This window comes from Pseudomonas sp. R9.37, from assembly GCF_963878885.1.
GTDB lineage: Bacteria > Pseudomonadota > Gammaproteobacteria > Pseudomonadales > Pseudomonadaceae > Aquipseudomonas.
The window spans coordinates 237,033-253,340 of record NZ_CAWNZA010000043.1 but is presented as its reverse complement, the minus strand read 5'-3'; the positions used below and the strand labels follow the sequence as shown (position 1 = coordinate 253,340).

Here is a 16,308-nt window from a genome sequence, read left to right as displayed (position 1 = left end):
GGGTTTTTGTGGGGTTTCTAAGGCCCCATCGGGGGCAAGCCCCCTCCCACATTGGAACGCATTTCAAAGGTGGGAGGGGGCTTGCCCCCGATAGGGCCGGTACAGCCACCACAAAAATTGCAGGCACAAAAAAACGCCCCCGGCCTTTCGACCGGGGGCGTTTTTCATTCAGCCTGAGTTAACTCAGTTCTTGGCTTTCTTGGCAGCGCGGGTACGCTCGCCTTCGTCCAGGATCTTCTTACGCAGGCGGATCGACTTAGGCGTGACTTCGCACAGCTCGTCGTCCTGGATGAATTCCAGGGCCTGTTCCAGGGTGAAGCGAACAGGTGGAACCAGAGCGATGGTTTCGTCTTTACCCGAAGCACGCATGTTGTCGAGCTTCTTGCCTTTGGTTGGGTTGACGCCCATGTCGTTGTCACGGCTGTTCAGACCAACGATCTGACCGTTGTAGATCTCTTGACCGTGTTCAACGAACAGCTTGCCACGCGCCTGCAGAGTTTCCAGGGAATAGGTCAGTGCCTTGCCGGTTTCTACCGATACCAGAACACCGTTCTGACGGCCGGACATGTCGCCGGACTTCATGGTGTCGTAGCGATCGAAGATCGAGGTCAGGATGCCAGCACCGTTGGTCAGGGTCAGGAACTGGTTACGGAAACCGATCAGACCACGAGCAGGGATGTTGTATTCCAGACGCACACGGCCTTTGCCATCCGGCACCATGTTGGTCAGGTCGCCCTTACGCAGGCCCATCTCTTCCATGACCTTGCCCTGGGATTCTTCAGGGGTGTCGATGGTGACGTTTTCGAACGGTTCCTGCTTCACGCCGTCAACCTGACGGATGATCACTTCTGGACGACCAACGCCCATTTCGAAGCCTTCGCGACGCATGGTTTCGATCAGTACCGAGAGGTGCAGCTCACCACGGCCGGAAACCTTGAACTTGTCAGCCGAGTCGCCTTCTTCAACGCGCAGTGCAACGTTGTACAGCAGCTCTTTGTCCAGACGTTCCTTGATGTTACGGGAAGTCACGAACTTGCCTTCTTTACCGCAGAAAGGCGAGTCGTTTACCTGGAAGGTCATGGAAACGGTTGGCTCGTCAACGGTCAGAGGCTTCATCGCCTCGACGTTGTCCGGCTGGCACAGGGTGTCGGAGATGAACAGCGAGTCCATACCGCTCACGCACACGATGTCACCGGCAAACGCTTCTTCAACGTCGATACGGTGCAGACCGTGGTGACCCATCAGCTTCAGGATACGGCCGTTGCGTTTCTTGCCGTCGGCGCCGATGGCGACAACCGGAGTGTTCGGCTTGACGCTGCCACGAGCGATACGGCCAACACCGATAACACCCAGGAAGCTGTTGTAGTCCAGTGCCGAGATTTGCATCTGGAACGGACCTTCACGGTCAACTTTTGGCGCCGGTACGTTGTCGACGATCGACTGGTACAGCGGGGTCATGTCTTCAGCCATGTCGGTGTGTTCCAGACCGGCAATGCCGTTCAGGGCCGAGGCGTAGACGACTTTGAAGTCCAGCTGTTCTTCGGTAGCACCCAGGTTGTCGAACAGGTCGAAGATCTGGTCCAGAACCCAGTCCGGACGCGCGCCTGGACGGTCAACCTTGTTGATGCACACGATCGGACGCAGGCCGGCTTCGAACGCCTTCTTGGTCACGAAACGGGTTTGCGGCATAGGGCCGTCTTGAGCGTCGACCAGCAGCAGAACGGAGTCAACCATCGACATTACACGTTCAACTTCGCCGCCGAAGTCGGCGTGGCCCGGGGTGTCCACGATGTTGATGTGGTAGCCGTTCCAGTTGATAGCGGTGTTTTTAGCCAGGATGGTAATACCGCGCTCTTTTTCCTGGTCGTTGGAGTCCATCACGCGCTCGTCGTTGAGCTCGTTGCGCTCCAGGGTGCCGGATTGACGCAGGAGTTTGTCTACCAGGGTGGTTTTACCATGGTCAACGTGAGCAATGATGGCGATGTTACGTAGATTTTCGATCACTTGTGTATCTCGATCAGAGGATTCGGTGTGCTGACAGGTCGTGGCAGCGATTAACAGTAGAGTCAGGCCTTGCCGTTACAGCTTGACGGCAGAGTCGGGGGGCCGGTGACGCAGGCCACAGGCAAACAGCCCCGGGCTCTTAGCTCGGTCGATAAACGCGCACATTGGCATGCCCCTCACTGAGCAAATGGTGGGCATGCAGGCGACTCATCACGCCTTTGTCGCAATACAGCAGGTACTGACGGCTGTTATCCAGTTCCTTGAAACGCGCGTTCAATGCGTAGAACGGCAGCGTTTGCACGTCGATGCCAGCGATTTCCAGCGGCTCATCTTCGGCGGCATCCGGGTGACGGATATCGACGACAATCTGGCCGGCCAGGACTTCGCTGACTTCTTCGATTTGCACATCCTGGCCCAGTTCGTCGATTACGCGATCGATCGGGACCATTTTGGCGTTCTCGAGCGCACGCTCCAGAATCGCCATGTCGAACTGTTGTTCTTCGTACTCCACGCGGTTGCGCTTGGCGTGGGTCTTGGGGTTCACCGAGATGACCCCGCAATATTCAGGCATGTGCTTGGCAAACGCTGCCGTGCCGATTTCTTCGGCCTGGTCGATGATGTCCTGCTTGTGACTGGCAATCAGCGGGCGCAGCACCAGCTTCTCGGTCACGCAGTCGATCAGCGACAGGTTCGGCAGCGTCTGGCTGGAGACCTGGGAAATCGCTTCACCCGTCACCAGCGCGTCGATCTGCAACTGATCGGCAATCCGCGACGCAGCGCGCAACATCATACGCTTCAATACTACGCCCATATGACTGTTATCGACTTTGCCGAGAATTTCGCCCAGCACTTCCTCAAACGGCACGCTTACGAATAGCACGCGCTGGGAGCTGCCGTACTTCTTCCAGATAAAGTGCGCGACTTCCATCACGCCCAATTCGTGTGCACGCCCGCCCAGATTAAAGAAGCAGAAGTGGCTCATCAGGCCGCGGCGCATGATCTGGTAGGCCGCCACCGTGGAATCGAAACCGCCGGACATCAATACCAGGGTCTGTTCCAGGGCACCCAGCGGGTAGCCGCCGATGCTGTTGTGCTGGCTGTGGATCACAAACAACCGTTGGTCGCGAATTTCCATGCGCACTTCAATTTGCGGCGCTTTCAGGGAAATTCCGGCAGCGCCGCACTCGCGACGCAGCTTGCTGCCGACGTATTTCTCGACGTCCATGGAGCTGAAGGTGTGCTTGCCGGCGCGCTTGCAGCGCACCGAAAAAATCTTGCCTTCAAGCTCGCTACCGTAGTGCTGCTTGCACTTTTCGGTGATGTCGTCGAAGTCGCCCAGCGGGTACTCATCCACCTGCAGGAAATGCGCGATGCCCGGCATGCAGCTCAGGCGCTCAGTCATGTCCTTCAAGGCTTTGGCGTCGGTGACACGGGTTTCCAGCTCGAGGTTGTCCCACACGCCGTTCACCACCACAGCCGGGTCCAGGTCACGGAGCACGGCACGGATGTTCTTGGCCAACTGACGGATGAAACGCGTCCGTACCGGTCGGCTTTTGATGGTGATCTCGGGGAACACTTTAACGATTAATTTCATGGAAACAGCGCGCGCCGGGCCTGCTGAAAAAGGGGGGCGCGGATTATAGCGGAAATCGCTCAAGGTTTAACCAGTTAATATGCATCACACACATCGCGCACCAAAACGGGTCATTTGCGCAAATTAACGCTACATTGCAGTGCGTTATTTATTCCGCTTCAGCGGATTGCACCTTTATAGGGGCCATTTTGAGGCAAAAAGGCCATGTTGGCGCACTGGCATGCAATTTGCTCTCTTGTGAGGCAGGTTGCCTTGGTCGAGTATTCGCGCCGGCATCACCCACATTCTAAGGGCTAACTCCACTACCCCAGCCCGAAGCCACCCGGAGGACACCATGTCGAAGTCGGTTCAACTCATCAAAGATCATGACGTTAAATGGATTGATCTGCGCTTCACGGACACTAAAGGTACTCAGCACCACGTGACCATGCCGGCTCGCGACGCGCTGGATGATGCTTTCTTCGAAGAAGGCAAAATGTTCGACGGTTCCTCCATTGCTGGCTGGAAAGGCATCGAAGCCTCCGACATGATCCTGATGCCGGACGACAGCACTGCCGTTCTCGACCCGTTCACCGAAGACCCAACCCTGATCATCGTCTGCGACGTGATCGAGCCTTCGACCATGCAAGGCTACGACCGCGACCCACGTGCGATCGCCAAGCGTGCCGAGGAATACCTGAAGTCGACCGGTATCGGCGACACCGTATTCGTAGGCCCAGAACCAGAATTCTTCATCTTTGATTCGGTCAAGTTCAAGTCCGACATCTCCGGCTCCATGTTCAAGATCTTCTCCGAACAAGGTTCGTGGATGTCCGACCAGGACATCGAAGGCGGCAACAAAGGCCACCGTCCAGGTATCAAAGGTGGCTACTTCCCAGTTCCGCCGTTCGACCACGACCACGAAATCCGTACCTCCATGTGCAACGCCATGGAAGAAATGGGCCTGGTCATCGAAGTTCACCACCACGAAGTGGCGACTGCCGGCCAGAACGAAATCGGCGTGAAGTTCAACACCCTGGTTGCCAAGGCTGACGAAGTTCAGACCCTCAAGTACTGCGTACACAACGTGGCTGATGCCTACGGCCGTACCGCTACTTTCATGCCTAAGCCGCTGTACGGCGATAACGGTTCGGGTATGCACGTTCACCTGTCCATCGCTAAAGAAGGCAAGAACACCTTCGCTGGCGAAGGTTATGCCGGCCTGTCCGACACCGCCCTGTACTTCATCGGCGGCATCATCAAGCACGGTAAGGCCCTGAACGGTTTCACCAACCCGTCGACCAACTCCTACAAGCGTCTGGTCCCAGGTTTCGAAGCGCCGGTAATGCTGGCTTACTCGGCACGTAACCGTTCCGCCTCGATCCGTATTCCTTACGTGTCCAGCCCTCGCGCTCGCCGTATCGAAGCACGCTTCCCGGATCCAGCAGCCAACCCGTACCTGGCCTTCGCCGCCCTGGTAATGGCCGGCCTGGACGGTATCCAGAACAAGATCCACCCTGGCGACGCCGCCGACAAAAACTTGTACGACCTGCCGCCTGAAGAGGCCAAAGAGATCCCACAAGTGTGCGGCAGCCTGAAAGAAGCCCTGGAAGAACTGGACAAGGGCCGTGCGTTCCTGACCAAAGGCGGCGTATTCAGCGACGACTTCATCGATGCCTACATCGAGCTGAAAAGCGAAGAAGAAATCAAAGTACGCACCTTCGTACACCCACTGGAATACGAGCTGTACTACAGCTGCTGATCCGGTAGCACCGCTTAAAGCGGCGTGACAAAAAGGCCTCCTTCGGGAGGCTTTTTTTATGCCTGAAATAATATCGAAGCTACCCGCGCGGCGCGGCAGAAGGCGGCGGTCGATGCCAATCAAGGCCATCGTGTTTCTGGCAGCGCCGCGGCACCTGCCACGCCCACCTCTTACATCACGCAGGCAGATAACTGCGCAGACTCACCGCCTCGCCCGACATCCATCCCGACCGCACGCCCGTAGCCTGAAGCACTACTCTGCTCAACGGATCAAATCATGGACAACCGCTCGCTCACGCTCATCGCCTGCCTGTTCCTGCACGGGTGTGGCACCCCGCCCAAAGCCCTTGCGCCAATCGAAAGGCAAATCCTGCTGCAAAGCAGCGCATCCTGGGACGGTACGCCTTATACCGGCTACCCCCAAAGCGCCCCGGAGCTGACGCTGCTGAAGCTCAAGATTGCGCCACATACCACCCTCGCCTGGCACACACACCCGATGCCCAACGCGGCTTACATACTCCGTGGAGAACTCACGGTGCAAAGCCGCGACAGCGGTCACGCTCAGGTTTTCAAACAAGGGCAGACACTCGCCGAGATGGTCAACATCGTCCATCGAGGCGTCACAGGGGATACACCGGTGGAATTACTGGTGTTTTATGCCGGCAGCCCGGGCATGCCGCTCTCCCACACCGATTGATGCCGCCCGGCGCCAATAACCACCGGGCAACGGCGGCGCGCAAAAAACCTCATGCGTGCCGCGCGCCTTCAATAATTACGCGTTATCGTTGGCGACCTTCGAACACGCTCGTGCCTACAGGGGATCGCCTTTGAAACATCGACTCGTACTTGCCTTGCTGTTCGCCAGCGCCACGGCCAGCGCCGCGCCGCCGACACTCGAACCGCTGCTCAACAGCATCGCCGAGCGCCTGACCATCGCCGACCAGGTCGCACTGAGCAAATGGGACAGCCACAAAGCCGTGGAAGACCGACCTCGCGAACAAGCTGTGATCGCCAGCGCGAGAGCCCAGGCCCCCGACTACAAAGTCTCGCCCGAGGCGGCGGAGCAATTTTTCTCCGCGCAGATAGAGGCGAATAAACTGGTGCAATACACCCGACTGTCCGACTGGCAGTTTAAAGGCAAGGCGCCCGATACGCCGCGCCCGGACCTGACCGGCAAGATTCGCCCCCAACTGGACCAACTGCAAAAGCGCATGCTGCAACAATTAGCCGACTTCGGCCCCGAGCGCAGCAACCCGCAGTGCCCGCACTGGATAGCCCTGGCCGTGCATCAACCGCTGAACGATCCCTTGGTGCAGATCGCAATGACCCGCGCCACAGCCGAGTTGTGCGTCTACACGCCTTGAAGGATAAGGGCCTGCTTCATTGAAGGCCCTTTCCCGAACTTTGGTTAAATCGCGGAAATGTCTGATACATCCCAGGCCATCGACCCCCTACGATGCAGCGTCCTGCCGCCACTCGCCGATGTCTTCGCGATGAACCTTATCTGTAAGACCCTGTGTTCACTGACGCTCGCGCTCAGCCCCATCGCCGCAGCGCAAAAACCCACACCGCCTGCGCCCCTCGACCTTGAGCCCACGGCGTGGACGGTAGAAGCGCCCTACCCGCAAAGCACGATTATCAATGCCCGCATCAATGGCACCGCCGCCCACGACGGCAATTCCAGCATGGCGATCCTGCATGTGGCCTGCTACAGCGCGCCCTTGCGCCCAATGATCTCGCTGCTCACCCACACCGACCAGTTGCATTTCAAACCCGGCATTTATGAAGGCCCGGATGCTCGCTCCACCGGGCCGCTCAGCCTCACCACCGGCGTGCTTCCACCCCGCACTTACCGCGTAAACGGCTATTACAGCGCCGAGCCGACGCAGCAGCACGGCGTGCTGTTCAAACTCACCATGCCCGCCAACCGCCAGGAGCTGCGCGAGTGGATCACCGACGACATGGGTGGTCAGCTCATCAGGATGACCATTCCCTCCGCGATTCCGGGTGATTCGCCACTGAGCGCCGAGTTCATCCTGCCCAAAGACAGCAAAGGCTTGCGCGAGGTCATCAAGCCCTGCCTGAACAATCGTAAAAGCACGCCTAAAAAACCTTCCTGAACAGACCTCGCAAAACTGCACTATATTGGTGCGTAGTGCCGCACCCTTCCCACCCTGACAGCCCATTTTGGTTCGAATCTTCCCGAGTGAGCTGGCAGAACGCCACAGTTTCGCGCCTTAAACCCCTATTTCAGGGCTTTAACGCTTCTTTTCGGAGCCTTGGTTTGGTTTTTGCATTTTCCTTGTATCAGCGTGTGCCTCAAGCCCGCGCCTTGCTCCAAAAGAGGTCCTGATGACCATCAGCGATGCGCTGCACCGTTTGTTACTCGACAACCTGACCACCGCGACCATTCTGCTCAATGACGACCTGCGTCTTGAGTACATGAACCCGGCGGCGGAGATGCTCCTGGCCATCAGCGGCCAGCGCAGCCATGGGCAGTTCATCAGCGAATTGTTCACCGAGTCGGCCGAAGCCTTGAGCTCGTTGCGCCAGGCGGTGGAGCAGGCACACCCGTTCACCAAGCGCGAAGCGATGCTCACCGCCCTCACCGGCCAGACCCTGACCGTCGACTACGCGGTCACCCCGATCCTGAGCAACGGCGCGACCTTGCTGCTGCTCGAAGTGCACCCGCGCGACCGCTTGCTGCGTATCACTAAAGAGGAAGCGCAGCTGTCCAAGCAGGAAACCAGCAAGATGCTGGTGCGCGGCCTGGCCCATGAGATCAAGAACCCGCTGGGCGGGATTCGCGGCGCCGCGCAATTGCTGGCCCGCGAGCTGCCGGACGAGAACCTCAAGGACTACACCAACGTCATCATCGAAGAAGCCGACCGCCTGCGTAACCTGGTGGACCGCATGCTCGGCTCCAACAAATTGCCGTCGCTGGCGATGACCAACGTGCACGAAGTGCTGGAACGCGTTTGCCAGTTGGTCGAGGCCGAAAGCCAAGGCTGCATCACCCTTGTACGCGACTACGACCCAAGCATTCCGGACGTGTTGATCGACCGTGAACAGATGATCCAGGCCGTGCTCAATATCGTGCGCAACGCCATGCAGGCCATCAGCAGCCAGAACGAGCTGCGCCTGGGCCGCATCAGCCTGCGCACCCGTGCCCTGCGCCAGTTCACCATCGGCCATGTGCGCCACCGCCTGGTCACCAAGGTCGAGATCATCGACAACGGCCCGGGCATTCCTGCAGAACTGCAGGAAACCATCTTCTTTCCCATGGTCAGCGGCCGCCCGGACGGTACCGGGCTGGGCCTGGCCATTACCCAGAACATCATCAGCCAGCACCAGGGTTTGATCGAGTGTGAGAGCCATCCCGGCCACACCACCTTCTCGATCTTTCTGCCTCTGGAACAAGGAGCCCCATCGACATGAGCCGTAGTGAAACTGTCTGGATCGTCGATGACGACCGTTCTATCCGCTGGGTCCTCGAGAAAGCCTTGCAACAGGAAGGCATGACCACCCAGAGCTTCGACAGCGCCGACGGGGTGATGAGCCGCCTGGCGCGCCAGCAGCCGGACGTGATCATCTCCGACATCCGCATGCCCGGCGCCAGTGGCCTGGACTTGCTGGCGCGCATCCGCGAGCAGCACCCGCGCCTGCCGGTGATCATCATGACCGCGCACTCGGACCTGGACAGCGCTGTCGCGTCCTACCAGGGCGGCGCGTTTGAATACTTGCCCAAGCCGTTCGACGTGGACGAGGCGGTGGCGCTGGTCAAGCGCGCCAACCAGCACGCCCAGGAACAGCAGAGCCAGGAAGCCCCACCGGCCCTGACTCGCACCCCGGAAATCATCGGTGAAGCGCCGGCGATGCAGGAAGTGTTTCGCGCCATCGGGCGCTTGAGCCACTCCAACATCACCGTGCTGATCAACGGTGAGTCTGGCACCGGTAAAGAGCTTGTGGCCCATGCGTTGCACCGCCACAGCCCGCGGGCGGCTTCGCCGTTCATCGCGCTGAACATGGCGGCGATTCCCAAGGACTTGATGGAGTCCGAGCTGTTCGGCCATGAAAAAGGCGCGTTTACCGGCGCGGCCAACCTGCGTCGAGGGCGCTTTGAACAGGCGGACGGCGGCACGCTGTTCCTCGATGAAATCGGCGACATGCCGGCCGACACCCAAACCCGCTTACTGCGCGTATTGGCCGACGGTGAGTTCTATCGCGTGGGCGGGCACACGCCGGTCAAGGTCGATGTGCGCATCATCGCAGCGACGCACCAGAACCTCGAAACCCTGGTGCACGCGGGCAAATTCCGTGAGGACTTGTTCCACCGCCTGAACGTTATCCGCATTCACATCCCACGCATGTCGGATCGCCGCGAAGACATTCCGACGCTGGCTCGCCACTTCCTCAGCCGCGCCGCTCAAGAGCTGGCCGTCGAGCCGAAGTTGCTTAAAAGCGAGACCGAGGAGTACCTGAAAAACCTGCCATGGCCAGGCAACGTGCGTCAGCTGGAGAACACCTGCCGCTGGATCACGGTGATGGCATCGGGTCGCGAAGTGCATATCAGCGACCTGCCGCCGGAGCTGCTGAGCCTGCCGCAGGACTCGGCACCCGTGACCAACTGGGAACAGGCGCTGCGCCAGTGGGCTGATCAGGCCTTGGCACGCGGCCAGTCGAACCTGCTCGACAGCGCCGTACCGGCGTTCGAGCGCATCATGATCGAAACCGCCTTGAAGCACACCGCCGGCCGCCGTCGCGACGCCGCCGTGCTGCTGGGTTGGGGCCGCAATACCCTGACGCGCAAGATCAAGGAACTGGGGATGAAGGTCGATGGCGGGGATGATGATGAGGGTGATGAAGGCTGATCACAGCCTTCTCATCCACTGAATATCAAATGTGGGAGGGGGCTTGCCCCCGATTACGGTGTATCAGCCACACACTCGCTGACTGACACACTGCTATCGGGGGCAAGCCCCCTCCCACATTTTGATTGTCTGCACGTTTGGATCGCCACAAGGTTGCGTGACCGTGCACCGCTTCAATGCACCATGAACCGGCATCGGGCACGTATCTAACGCCTGAAACCTCAACCTCGTTGAAAAAATCTTGCACATCGAAAACGCCAAAGCCCCGTATTTCGGGGCTTTGCGCTTTCTGGCAATTTTTTTTGGCACCCATTGCAAGTTCTGGCACGCGCCCTGCAACAACCCTTGTACTACCCAGTTTCGGGGACCTTGGTACAGGCAGGCCGAGAATCCCCTCTTTACACCCGGGGTGCTTGATGCGGATAGCGTCGCGCCCCACACCCGTTTCGGGAACCTCGGTACAGGCAGGCCGGGGATTCCCTCTTTAATACCGAAGCCGTTGGCTTCACCCCGTTTTGGGAGCCCTGGTACAGGCAGGCCGGGAACTCCCTTCTTTACACCCGGGGCTTATGTGGCACAGCGCCCGTAGCCCCAGCCCGTTTTGGGAACCTTGGTACAGGCAGGCCGGGGATTCCCTCTTTTATTCCTCGCGCAGATGGATCTGCAACCGCCAACGGCCATCCGCCTTCTCTCCCTTCCACTCCCCGCGCAACGGCCGAGCCGCCACCAGGTTCAGCAGCAGGCCGCCATCAGTCTTGCGGATGCGCCAGTTCACGTCCTTGTCATTGACCTTGAGTTGCCCGCTGGCGGCTTTGCCCAGCGCGTCAAACAGCAGCGCCACGGTGCCGTCGATATGTTCGCCGTGCAGCTTGGGTTCGCTGTTGAACCACACCACCAGGCCGTCCGCCGCGGTCTCGACGTGTTGCAGCTCGACCGGGTCCGGCGTGGTGAGGCGGCCGATCATCAGGCCGATCATCAACCCGACAATCGCCAATGAGCCCAAAACCCTGGGCAATAGCTTCGGTCTTGGGTCGTCTTCGGGGGTAGAATGCAGCGCATCTTTGCCTTCGGAGCCGTGCATGTTTCACGTCATCCTTTTTCAACCAGAAATTCCGCCGAATACCGGCAACGTTATCAGGCTGTGCGCCAACAGTGGCTGCCACCTGCATTTGATCGAGCCTCTGGGCTTCGACATGGACGACAAGCGCCTGCGCCGCGCCGGGCTGGACTACCACGAGTACGCCACGCTCAAGCGCCATGCGGACCTGGCCAGTTGCCTGGAAAGCCTGGGCCACCCGCGGCTGTTCGCGTTCACCACCAAGGGTTCGCGGCCGTTTCATGACGCCAGCTTTGCCGAAGGCGACGCCTTCCTGTTCGGCCCGGAAAGCCGTGGCCTGCCGGCCGAGGTGCTCGACGCCCTGCCCGACGGCCATCGCCTGCGCTTGCCGATGCGTGAGGGCTGCCGCAGCTTGAACCTGTCCAACACCGTGGCCGTCGCTGTGTACGAAGGCTGGCGCCAACTCGGTTTTAAATAACACACAAAACAAAATGTGGGAGGGGGCTTGCCCCCGATGGCAGAGTGTCAGTCGACAACTATGTGACTGATCCACCGCTATCGGGGGCAAGCCCCCTCCCACATTGGGTACTGCGTCGGGCCCATTACTGAACGGTCGACGAACCTTCTGTTTGCATGCGCTGCAGCTCTTGCGCGTACAGGGCATCGAAGTTCACCGGAGCCAGCATCAGCGCCGGGAACGAGCCACGGGTGACCAGGCTGTCCAGGGTCTCACGGGCATACGGGAACAGAATGTTCGGGCAGAACGCGCCCAGGGTGTGGCTCATCGAAGCTTCGTCCAGGCCCTGGATCAGGAAGATGCCGGCCTGTTGCACTTCAGCGATGAAGGCCACTTCTTCGCCGTTCTTGACGGTGACCGACAGGGTCAGCACGACTTCGTGGAAGTCGCCTTCCAGTGCCTTTTGACGGGTGTTCAGGTCCAGCGCAACGCTTGGGGTCCATTCCTGGCGGAAGATGGCCGGGCTTTTCGGCGCTTCGAACGACAGGTCACGCACGTAGATCCGCTGCAGCGAGAATTGTGGGCCTTGGTCTTGCGCTGCTTCGGTGTTCTGTTGGTCAGTCATCGCAGATCCTTCTTGATCTTGGGGTCTTTTAGGGGTTAGGAGTCAGACGAGCAGCAGCGCATCAAGCTTACCGGCGCGCTCCAGGGCGAACAGGTCATCGCAACCACCGATATGCTTGTCGCCGATCCAGATCTGCGGCACGGACGTGCGTCCCGCTTTCTTGGTCATCTCGGCGCGCACCTGGGGCTTGCCATCGACCTTGATCTCTTCGAAGGCAACGCCCTTTTTCTCCAGCAGAGCCTTGGCTCGCATGCAGTAAGGGCAATAATCGCTGGAATAAACAACAACCTGGCTCATATCACTTCACCAGCGGCAGGTTATCGGCCTTCCAGCTGCCGATACCGCCGGACAGTTTGGCGGCGGTGAAACCGGTCTTGAGCATCTCGCGGGCGTGGGTGCCGGCGTGCTGGCCTTGGGCGTCGACCAGAATGATGGTCTTGGCTTTGTATTTTTCCAGTTCAGGCAAGCGTGCGATCAGCTTGTCCTGCGGAATGTTCAAGGCGCCGACGATATGGCCGGCGGCAAAATCCTTGGCCGGGCGAATATCCACGACAACGGCCTCATCCTTGTTGACCAGCGCGGTCAGCTCCGACGTGCTCAGGCTGCGGCCACCGCGGCTCATTTCATGAGCGATCAGCAGCGCCAGCAGGATGACGAAGGCACCCGCGAGCAGGTAGTGGGCAGTGGCAAATGCAATCAGGTGATCAACCATCAAGGAGGTTCCAGGGCGTTAAAATGGCGGTAAGTATACACAGCCGTCAGGGGGGGCCAACCCCCGTAAAGCGGTGACGTGGTCGGAACTTCGCTTTAAACTGCTACTCCCTTTTAGATTGCCTTCCTTTATTACCGCCGCGAGAGGATCTATGACTACTACGCCTAAACCTTTGGTCCTGATAATTCTCGATGGCTTCGGACACAGTGAAAGCCACCACGACAACGCCGTGTACTCGGCCAAGAAGCCGGTACTCGACCGCCTGACCGCCACAGTACCCAACGGATTGATCTCCGGTTCCGGTATGGACGTAGGCCTGCCGGACGGCCAGATGGGCAACTCGGAAGTCGGCCACATGAACCTCGGCGCCGGACGAGTGGTATACCAAGACTTCACACGCGTGACCAAATCGATCCGTGACGGCGAGTTCTTCGAGAACCCGGCCATTTGCGCGGCGGTGGATAAAGCAGTTGCGGCCGGCAAGGCCGTGCACTTCATGGGACTGCTGTCCGACGGCGGTGTACACAGCCACCAGGACCACCTGGTCGCCATGGCCGAGCTGGCGTTCAAGCGCGGCGCCGACAAAATTTACCTGCACGCTTTCCTCGACGGCCGCGACACCCCGCCAAAAAGCGCCCAGTCGTCCATTGAACTGCTCGACGCCACCTTCGCCGCCCTCGGCAAAGGCCGCATCGCCAGCCTGGTCGGCCGTTACTTCGCGATGGACCGCGATAACCGCTGGGACCGCGTGGCCCAGGCCTACAACCTGATCGTCGACGGCCAGGCCGAATTCAACGCGGCTACCGCCCAGGAAGGCTTGCAAGCCGCCTACGCCCGAGGCGAGAGCGATGAATTCGTCAAAGCCACCACCATCGGCGAGCCAGTGAAAGTCGAAGACGGCGACGCCGTGGTATTCATGAACTTCCGCGCCGACCGTGCCCGTGAGCTGAGCCATGTATTCGTCGATGCCGGCTTCAAGGACTTCGAGCGCGCACGTCAGCCAAAGGCCGAGTTCGTGATGCTCACCCAATACGCCGCCAACATCCCGGCCCCGTCAGCGTTCGCGCCGGGCAGCCTGGAAAACGTGTTGGGCGATTACCTGGCCAAGAACGGCAAGACCCAGCTGCGCATCGCCGAAACCGAAAAATACGCTCACGTCACCTTCTTCTTCTCCGGCGGGCGTGAAGAACCGTTCCCGGGCGAAGAACGCATCCTCATTCCGTCGCCAAAAGTCGCCACCTATGACCTGCAGCCGGAAATGAGCGCGCCGGAAGTGACCGACAAGATCGTCGATGCCATCGAACACCAGCGTTACGACGTGATCGTGGTCAACTACGCCAACGGCGACATGGTTGGCCACAGCGGCAACCTGGAAGCGGCCGTAAAAGCCGTGGAATGCCTGGACCTGTGCGTCGGCCGCATCGTCGACGCCCTGGACAAAGTCGGCGGCGAAGCGCTGATCACCGCTGACCACGGTAACTGCGAGCAGATGTCGGATGAATCCACCGGCCAGGCCCACACCGCGCACACCACCGAGCCCGTGCCGTTCATCTATGTCGGCAAGCGCGACTTCAAAGTGCGGCACGGCGGCGTGCTGGCCGATGTGGCGCCGACCATGTTGATGCTGATGGGGCTGGAGAAGCCGAAGGAAATGACCGGCACTTCGATTCTGGTTTGATCCCCAGCATCACCGCAAAACAGTGTGGGAGGGGGCTTGCCCCCGATTACGGTGGGTCAGCTGACACCTAGGTGGCTTATACACCGCTATCGGGGGCAAGCCCCCTCCCACATTGGATCTCCTGTGTTTGGTAGATATCTTTTCGCCATACCACCGCCACTCGGCACCTATCTTGCCTTCCAGCCCGAATTGGGCGTTTTTTTTGCGGCGCTTGGCGGGCATACTAGGCCGTCCCTTTCCCTGGTGTCGCCCGCCTCTATGCTTCGCGCCTTGATTACCCTCGCTCTAGTCTGCCTGCTCCAACCGGCATTTGCCGATGAGCGCGCACAAACCCAACAACAGTTGGACGCTACGCGTCAGGACATTACCGAGCTGAAGAAACTGCTCGGCAAGCTCCAGGAAGAGAAATCCGGGGTGCAGAAAGACCTGCGCGGTACCGAAACCGAGATGGGCAAGCTCGAGAAGCAGGTCCAGGAGCTACAAAAAGAATTAAAGAAGAGCGAGTCGGAACTGGAGCGACTCGACGCTGAGAAAAAAAAACTCCAGAGCGCACGCGTTGAACAGCAACGCCTGATTGCGATCCAGGCCCGCGCCGCGTACCAGAGCGGCCGCCAGGAATACCTCAAGCTGCTGCTCAACCAGCAGAACCCGGAAAAATTCGCGCGTACCCTTACCTATTACGACTACCTGAGCAAGGCTCGCCTGGCGCAGTTGAAGGGCTTTAACGAAACCCTGCGCCAGCTGGCCAACGTCGAGCAGGAAATTGCCGACCAGCAGTCGCAACTGCTCGACCAGAAAACCGCCCTCGATACCCAGCGCGACCAGCTGGACAAGGTACGCAAAGAGCGCCAGCTAGCCCTGGCCAAGCTCAACGACGACGTGAAAGCCCGCGACGCCAAGCTGCAGGCCCGCGAGCAAGACCAGGCTGACCTGGGCAAAGTGCTCAAAACCATCGAGGAAACCCTGGCTCGCCAGGCACGTGAGGCCGAAGAAGCGCGGCAGAAAGCGCTGATCGCCCAGCAGGAAGCGGAAAAAAAGCGTCAGCGTGAAGCCGAACTGGCCGCCACCACCGACGCTCCGGCCCCACGCAAACCGGCGCACGCAGCGCCTGGCCCGCTGGTTTCCAGCGCCGGCGAGTCGTTCGGCGGACCTTTTGCTTCAGCGCGTGGAAAACTTCCATGGCCTGTTGATGGTCGACTACTGGCACGCTTCGGTGAAACCCGAGGTGACGATACCCGCGCCAAATGGGACGGGGTCATGATCAGCGCTGCCGCCGGCAGCCAGGTTCATGCCGTTCACGGTGGGCGCGTGGTGTTTGCCGATTGGCTGCGCGGTGCCGGTTTGTTGGTGATTCTTGACCACGGTAATGGCTATTTGAGTCTTTACGGCCACAATCAGACTTTACTCAAGTCGGCAGGTGATGTTGTAAAAGCCGGTGAATCCATCTCCACTGTCGGTAACAGTGGTGGCCAGGACACGCCGGCGCTGTACTTCGCTATTCGTCAGCAGGGCCGCCCGAGCGACCCTGCACAATGGTGCCGTTCCCAAGGATAGGGCCGCATCTACATTA

Annotated in this window: 15 protein-coding genes; 9 read left to right on the top strand and 6 right to left on the bottom strand. The window is 59.6% G+C overall.

The annotated features are described in order from the left end of the window. Positions 1-183 precede the first annotated feature (183 nt). Both typA and thiI read right to left on the bottom strand, forming a co-directional pair. Positions 184-2,004, bottom strand: coding sequence for a translational GTPase TypA (typA, locus tag AACU78_RS20250; protein WP_003217997.1), 1,821 nt, complete (start codon positions 2,002-2,004; stop codon positions 184-186). A 139-nt stretch (positions 2,005-2,143) separates the two neighbouring features. Next, positions 2,144-3,598, bottom strand: coding sequence for a tRNA uracil 4-sulfurtransferase ThiI (gene thiI, locus AACU78_RS20245; protein ID WP_106577484.1), 1,455 nt, complete (start codon positions 3,596-3,598; stop codon positions 2,144-2,146). 334 nt (positions 3,599-3,932) lie between these two features. Here thiI and glnA point away from each other — a divergent pair, with 334 nt between their 5' ends. The 6 genes from glnA to ntrC all read left to right on the top strand — a co-directional run bounded on the left by glnA (position 3,933) and on the right by ntrC (position 10,209). After that, positions 3,933-5,339, top strand: coding sequence for a glutamate--ammonia ligase (glnA, locus tag AACU78_RS20240; RefSeq protein WP_034117297.1), 1,407 nt, complete (start codon positions 3,933-3,935; stop codon positions 5,337-5,339). A 276-nt stretch (positions 5,340-5,615) separates the two neighbouring features. Further along, positions 5,616-6,035 carry a cupin domain-containing protein gene (locus AACU78_RS20235; protein ID WP_106577483.1) on the top strand — a complete coding sequence of 140 codons (420 nt, stop codon included), beginning with the start codon at positions 5,616-5,618 and terminating at the stop codon, positions 6,033-6,035. 130 nt (positions 6,036-6,165) lie between these two features. Beyond that, a complete protein-coding gene (locus AACU78_RS20230; RefSeq protein WP_106577482.1) occupies positions 6,166-6,702 on the top strand; it encodes a chorismate mutase in 537 nt (178 codons plus the stop codon). A gap of 129 nt (positions 6,703-6,831) precedes the next feature. Beyond that, positions 6,832-7,458, top strand: coding sequence for a hypothetical protein (locus AACU78_RS20225; RefSeq protein ID WP_106577481.1), 627 nt, complete (start codon positions 6,832-6,834; stop codon positions 7,456-7,458). Positions 7,459-7,690: 232 nt separating this feature from the next. Further along, positions 7,691-8,776: a nitrogen regulation protein NR(II) gene (gene glnL, locus AACU78_RS20220; RefSeq protein WP_016979130.1), complete on the top strand. Its 1,086-nt coding sequence runs from the start codon at positions 7,691-7,693 to the stop codon at positions 8,774-8,776. Next, complete coding sequence (gene ntrC, locus AACU78_RS20215; RefSeq protein ID WP_016979129.1) at positions 8,773-10,209, top strand: nitrogen regulation protein NR(I); 1,437 nt, start codon at positions 8,773-8,775, stop codon at positions 10,207-10,209. The genes glnL and ntrC overlap by 4 nt, the downstream gene beginning before the upstream one ends. Before the next feature lie 640 nt (positions 10,210-10,849). Here the strand turns inward: ntrC and AACU78_RS20210 are convergent. Further along, positions 10,850-11,290, bottom strand: a complete 441-nt coding sequence (locus tag AACU78_RS20210) for a hypothetical protein (RefSeq protein ID WP_106577479.1) — start codon at positions 11,288-11,290, stop codon at positions 10,850-10,852. On the opposite strand from AACU78_RS20210, the gene AACU78_RS20205 reads away from it, so the two are divergent. Then, positions 11,289-11,744 (top strand): tRNA (cytidine(34)-2'-O)-methyltransferase, encoded by a 456-nt coding sequence (locus tag AACU78_RS20205; RefSeq protein ID WP_003171120.1) that lies wholly within the window; start codon positions 11,289-11,291, stop codon positions 11,742-11,744. The genes AACU78_RS20210 and AACU78_RS20205 overlap by 2 nt on opposite strands. A gap of 124 nt (positions 11,745-11,868) precedes the next feature. On the opposite strand, the gene secB is transcribed toward AACU78_RS20205, so the two are convergent. Genes secB through AACU78_RS20190 form a run of 3 tightly spaced genes read right to left on the bottom strand, consistent with a single transcriptional unit; the run spans position 11,869 to position 13,060 of the window. Beyond that, positions 11,869-12,348 (bottom strand): protein-export chaperone SecB, encoded by a 480-nt coding sequence (gene secB / locus AACU78_RS20200; protein ID WP_106577478.1) that lies wholly within the window; start codon positions 12,346-12,348, stop codon positions 11,869-11,871. A gap of 42 nt (positions 12,349-12,390) precedes the next feature. Next, the gene (grxC, locus tag AACU78_RS20195; protein ID WP_106577477.1) at positions 12,391-12,645 is read right to left on the bottom strand and encodes a glutaredoxin 3; all 255 of its coding nucleotides are present in this window, start codon (positions 12,643-12,645) and stop codon (positions 12,391-12,393) included. A gap of 1 nt (position 12,646) precedes the next feature. Continuing rightward, complete coding sequence (locus AACU78_RS20190) at positions 12,647-13,060, bottom strand: rhodanese-like domain-containing protein (RefSeq protein WP_078740246.1); 414 nt, start codon at positions 13,058-13,060, stop codon at positions 12,647-12,649. 151 nt (positions 13,061-13,211) lie between these two features. On the opposite strand from AACU78_RS20190, the gene gpmI reads away from it, so the two are divergent. Both gpmI and AACU78_RS20180 read left to right on the top strand, forming a co-directional pair. Further along, a complete protein-coding gene (gene gpmI, locus AACU78_RS20185; protein ID WP_106577476.1) occupies positions 13,212-14,738 on the top strand; it encodes a 2,3-bisphosphoglycerate-independent phosphoglycerate mutase in 1,527 nt (508 codons plus the stop codon). A gap of 258 nt (positions 14,739-14,996) precedes the next feature. Then, on the top strand, positions 14,997-16,292 hold the full coding sequence (locus AACU78_RS20180; RefSeq protein ID WP_106577475.1) for a murein hydrolase activator EnvC family protein: 1,296 nt from the start codon (positions 14,997-14,999) through the stop codon (positions 16,290-16,292). Positions 16,293-16,308 lie beyond the last annotated feature (16 nt).

What these genes read in the sequence shown, in the direction of transcription:
- thiI (WP_106577484.1), bottom strand. Translation starts at nt 3,598, where the DNA reads ATGAAATTAATCGTTAAAGTGTTCCCCGAGATCACCATCAAAAGCCGA.
- glnA (WP_034117297.1), top strand. Translation starts at nt 3,933, where the DNA reads ATGTCGAAGTCGGTTCAACTCATCAAAGATCATGACGTTAAATGGATT.
- AACU78_RS20235 (WP_106577483.1), top strand. Translation starts at nt 5,616, where the DNA reads ATGGACAACCGCTCGCTCACGCTCATCGCCTGCCTGTTCCTGCACGGG.
- AACU78_RS20225 (WP_106577481.1), top strand. Translation starts at nt 6,832, where the DNA reads ATGAACCTTATCTGTAAGACCCTGTGTTCACTGACGCTCGCGCTCAGC.
- glnL (WP_016979130.1), top strand. Translation starts at nt 7,691, where the DNA reads ATGACCATCAGCGATGCGCTGCACCGTTTGTTACTCGACAACCTGACC.
- ntrC (WP_016979129.1), top strand. Translation starts at nt 8,773, where the DNA reads ATGAGCCGTAGTGAAACTGTCTGGATCGTCGATGACGACCGTTCTATC.
- AACU78_RS20205 (WP_003171120.1), top strand. Translation starts at nt 11,289, where the DNA reads ATGTTTCACGTCATCCTTTTTCAACCAGAAATTCCGCCGAATACCGGC.
- AACU78_RS20210 (WP_106577479.1), bottom strand. Translation starts at nt 11,290, where the DNA reads ATGCACGGCTCCGAAGGCAAAGATGCGCTGCATTCTACCCCCGAAGAC.
- secB (WP_106577478.1), bottom strand. Translation starts at nt 12,348, where the DNA reads ATGACTGACCAACAGAACACCGAAGCAGCGCAAGACCAAGGCCCACAA.
- grxC (WP_106577477.1), bottom strand. Translation starts at nt 12,645, where the DNA reads ATGAGCCAGGTTGTTGTTTATTCCAGCGATTATTGCCCTTACTGCATG.
- AACU78_RS20190 (WP_078740246.1), bottom strand. Translation starts at nt 13,060, where the DNA reads ATGGTTGATCACCTGATTGCATTTGCCACTGCCCACTACCTGCTCGCG.
- gpmI (WP_106577476.1), top strand. Translation starts at nt 13,212, where the DNA reads ATGACTACTACGCCTAAACCTTTGGTCCTGATAATTCTCGATGGCTTC.
- AACU78_RS20180 (WP_106577475.1), top strand. Translation starts at nt 14,997, where the DNA reads ATGCTTCGCGCCTTGATTACCCTCGCTCTAGTCTGCCTGCTCCAACCG.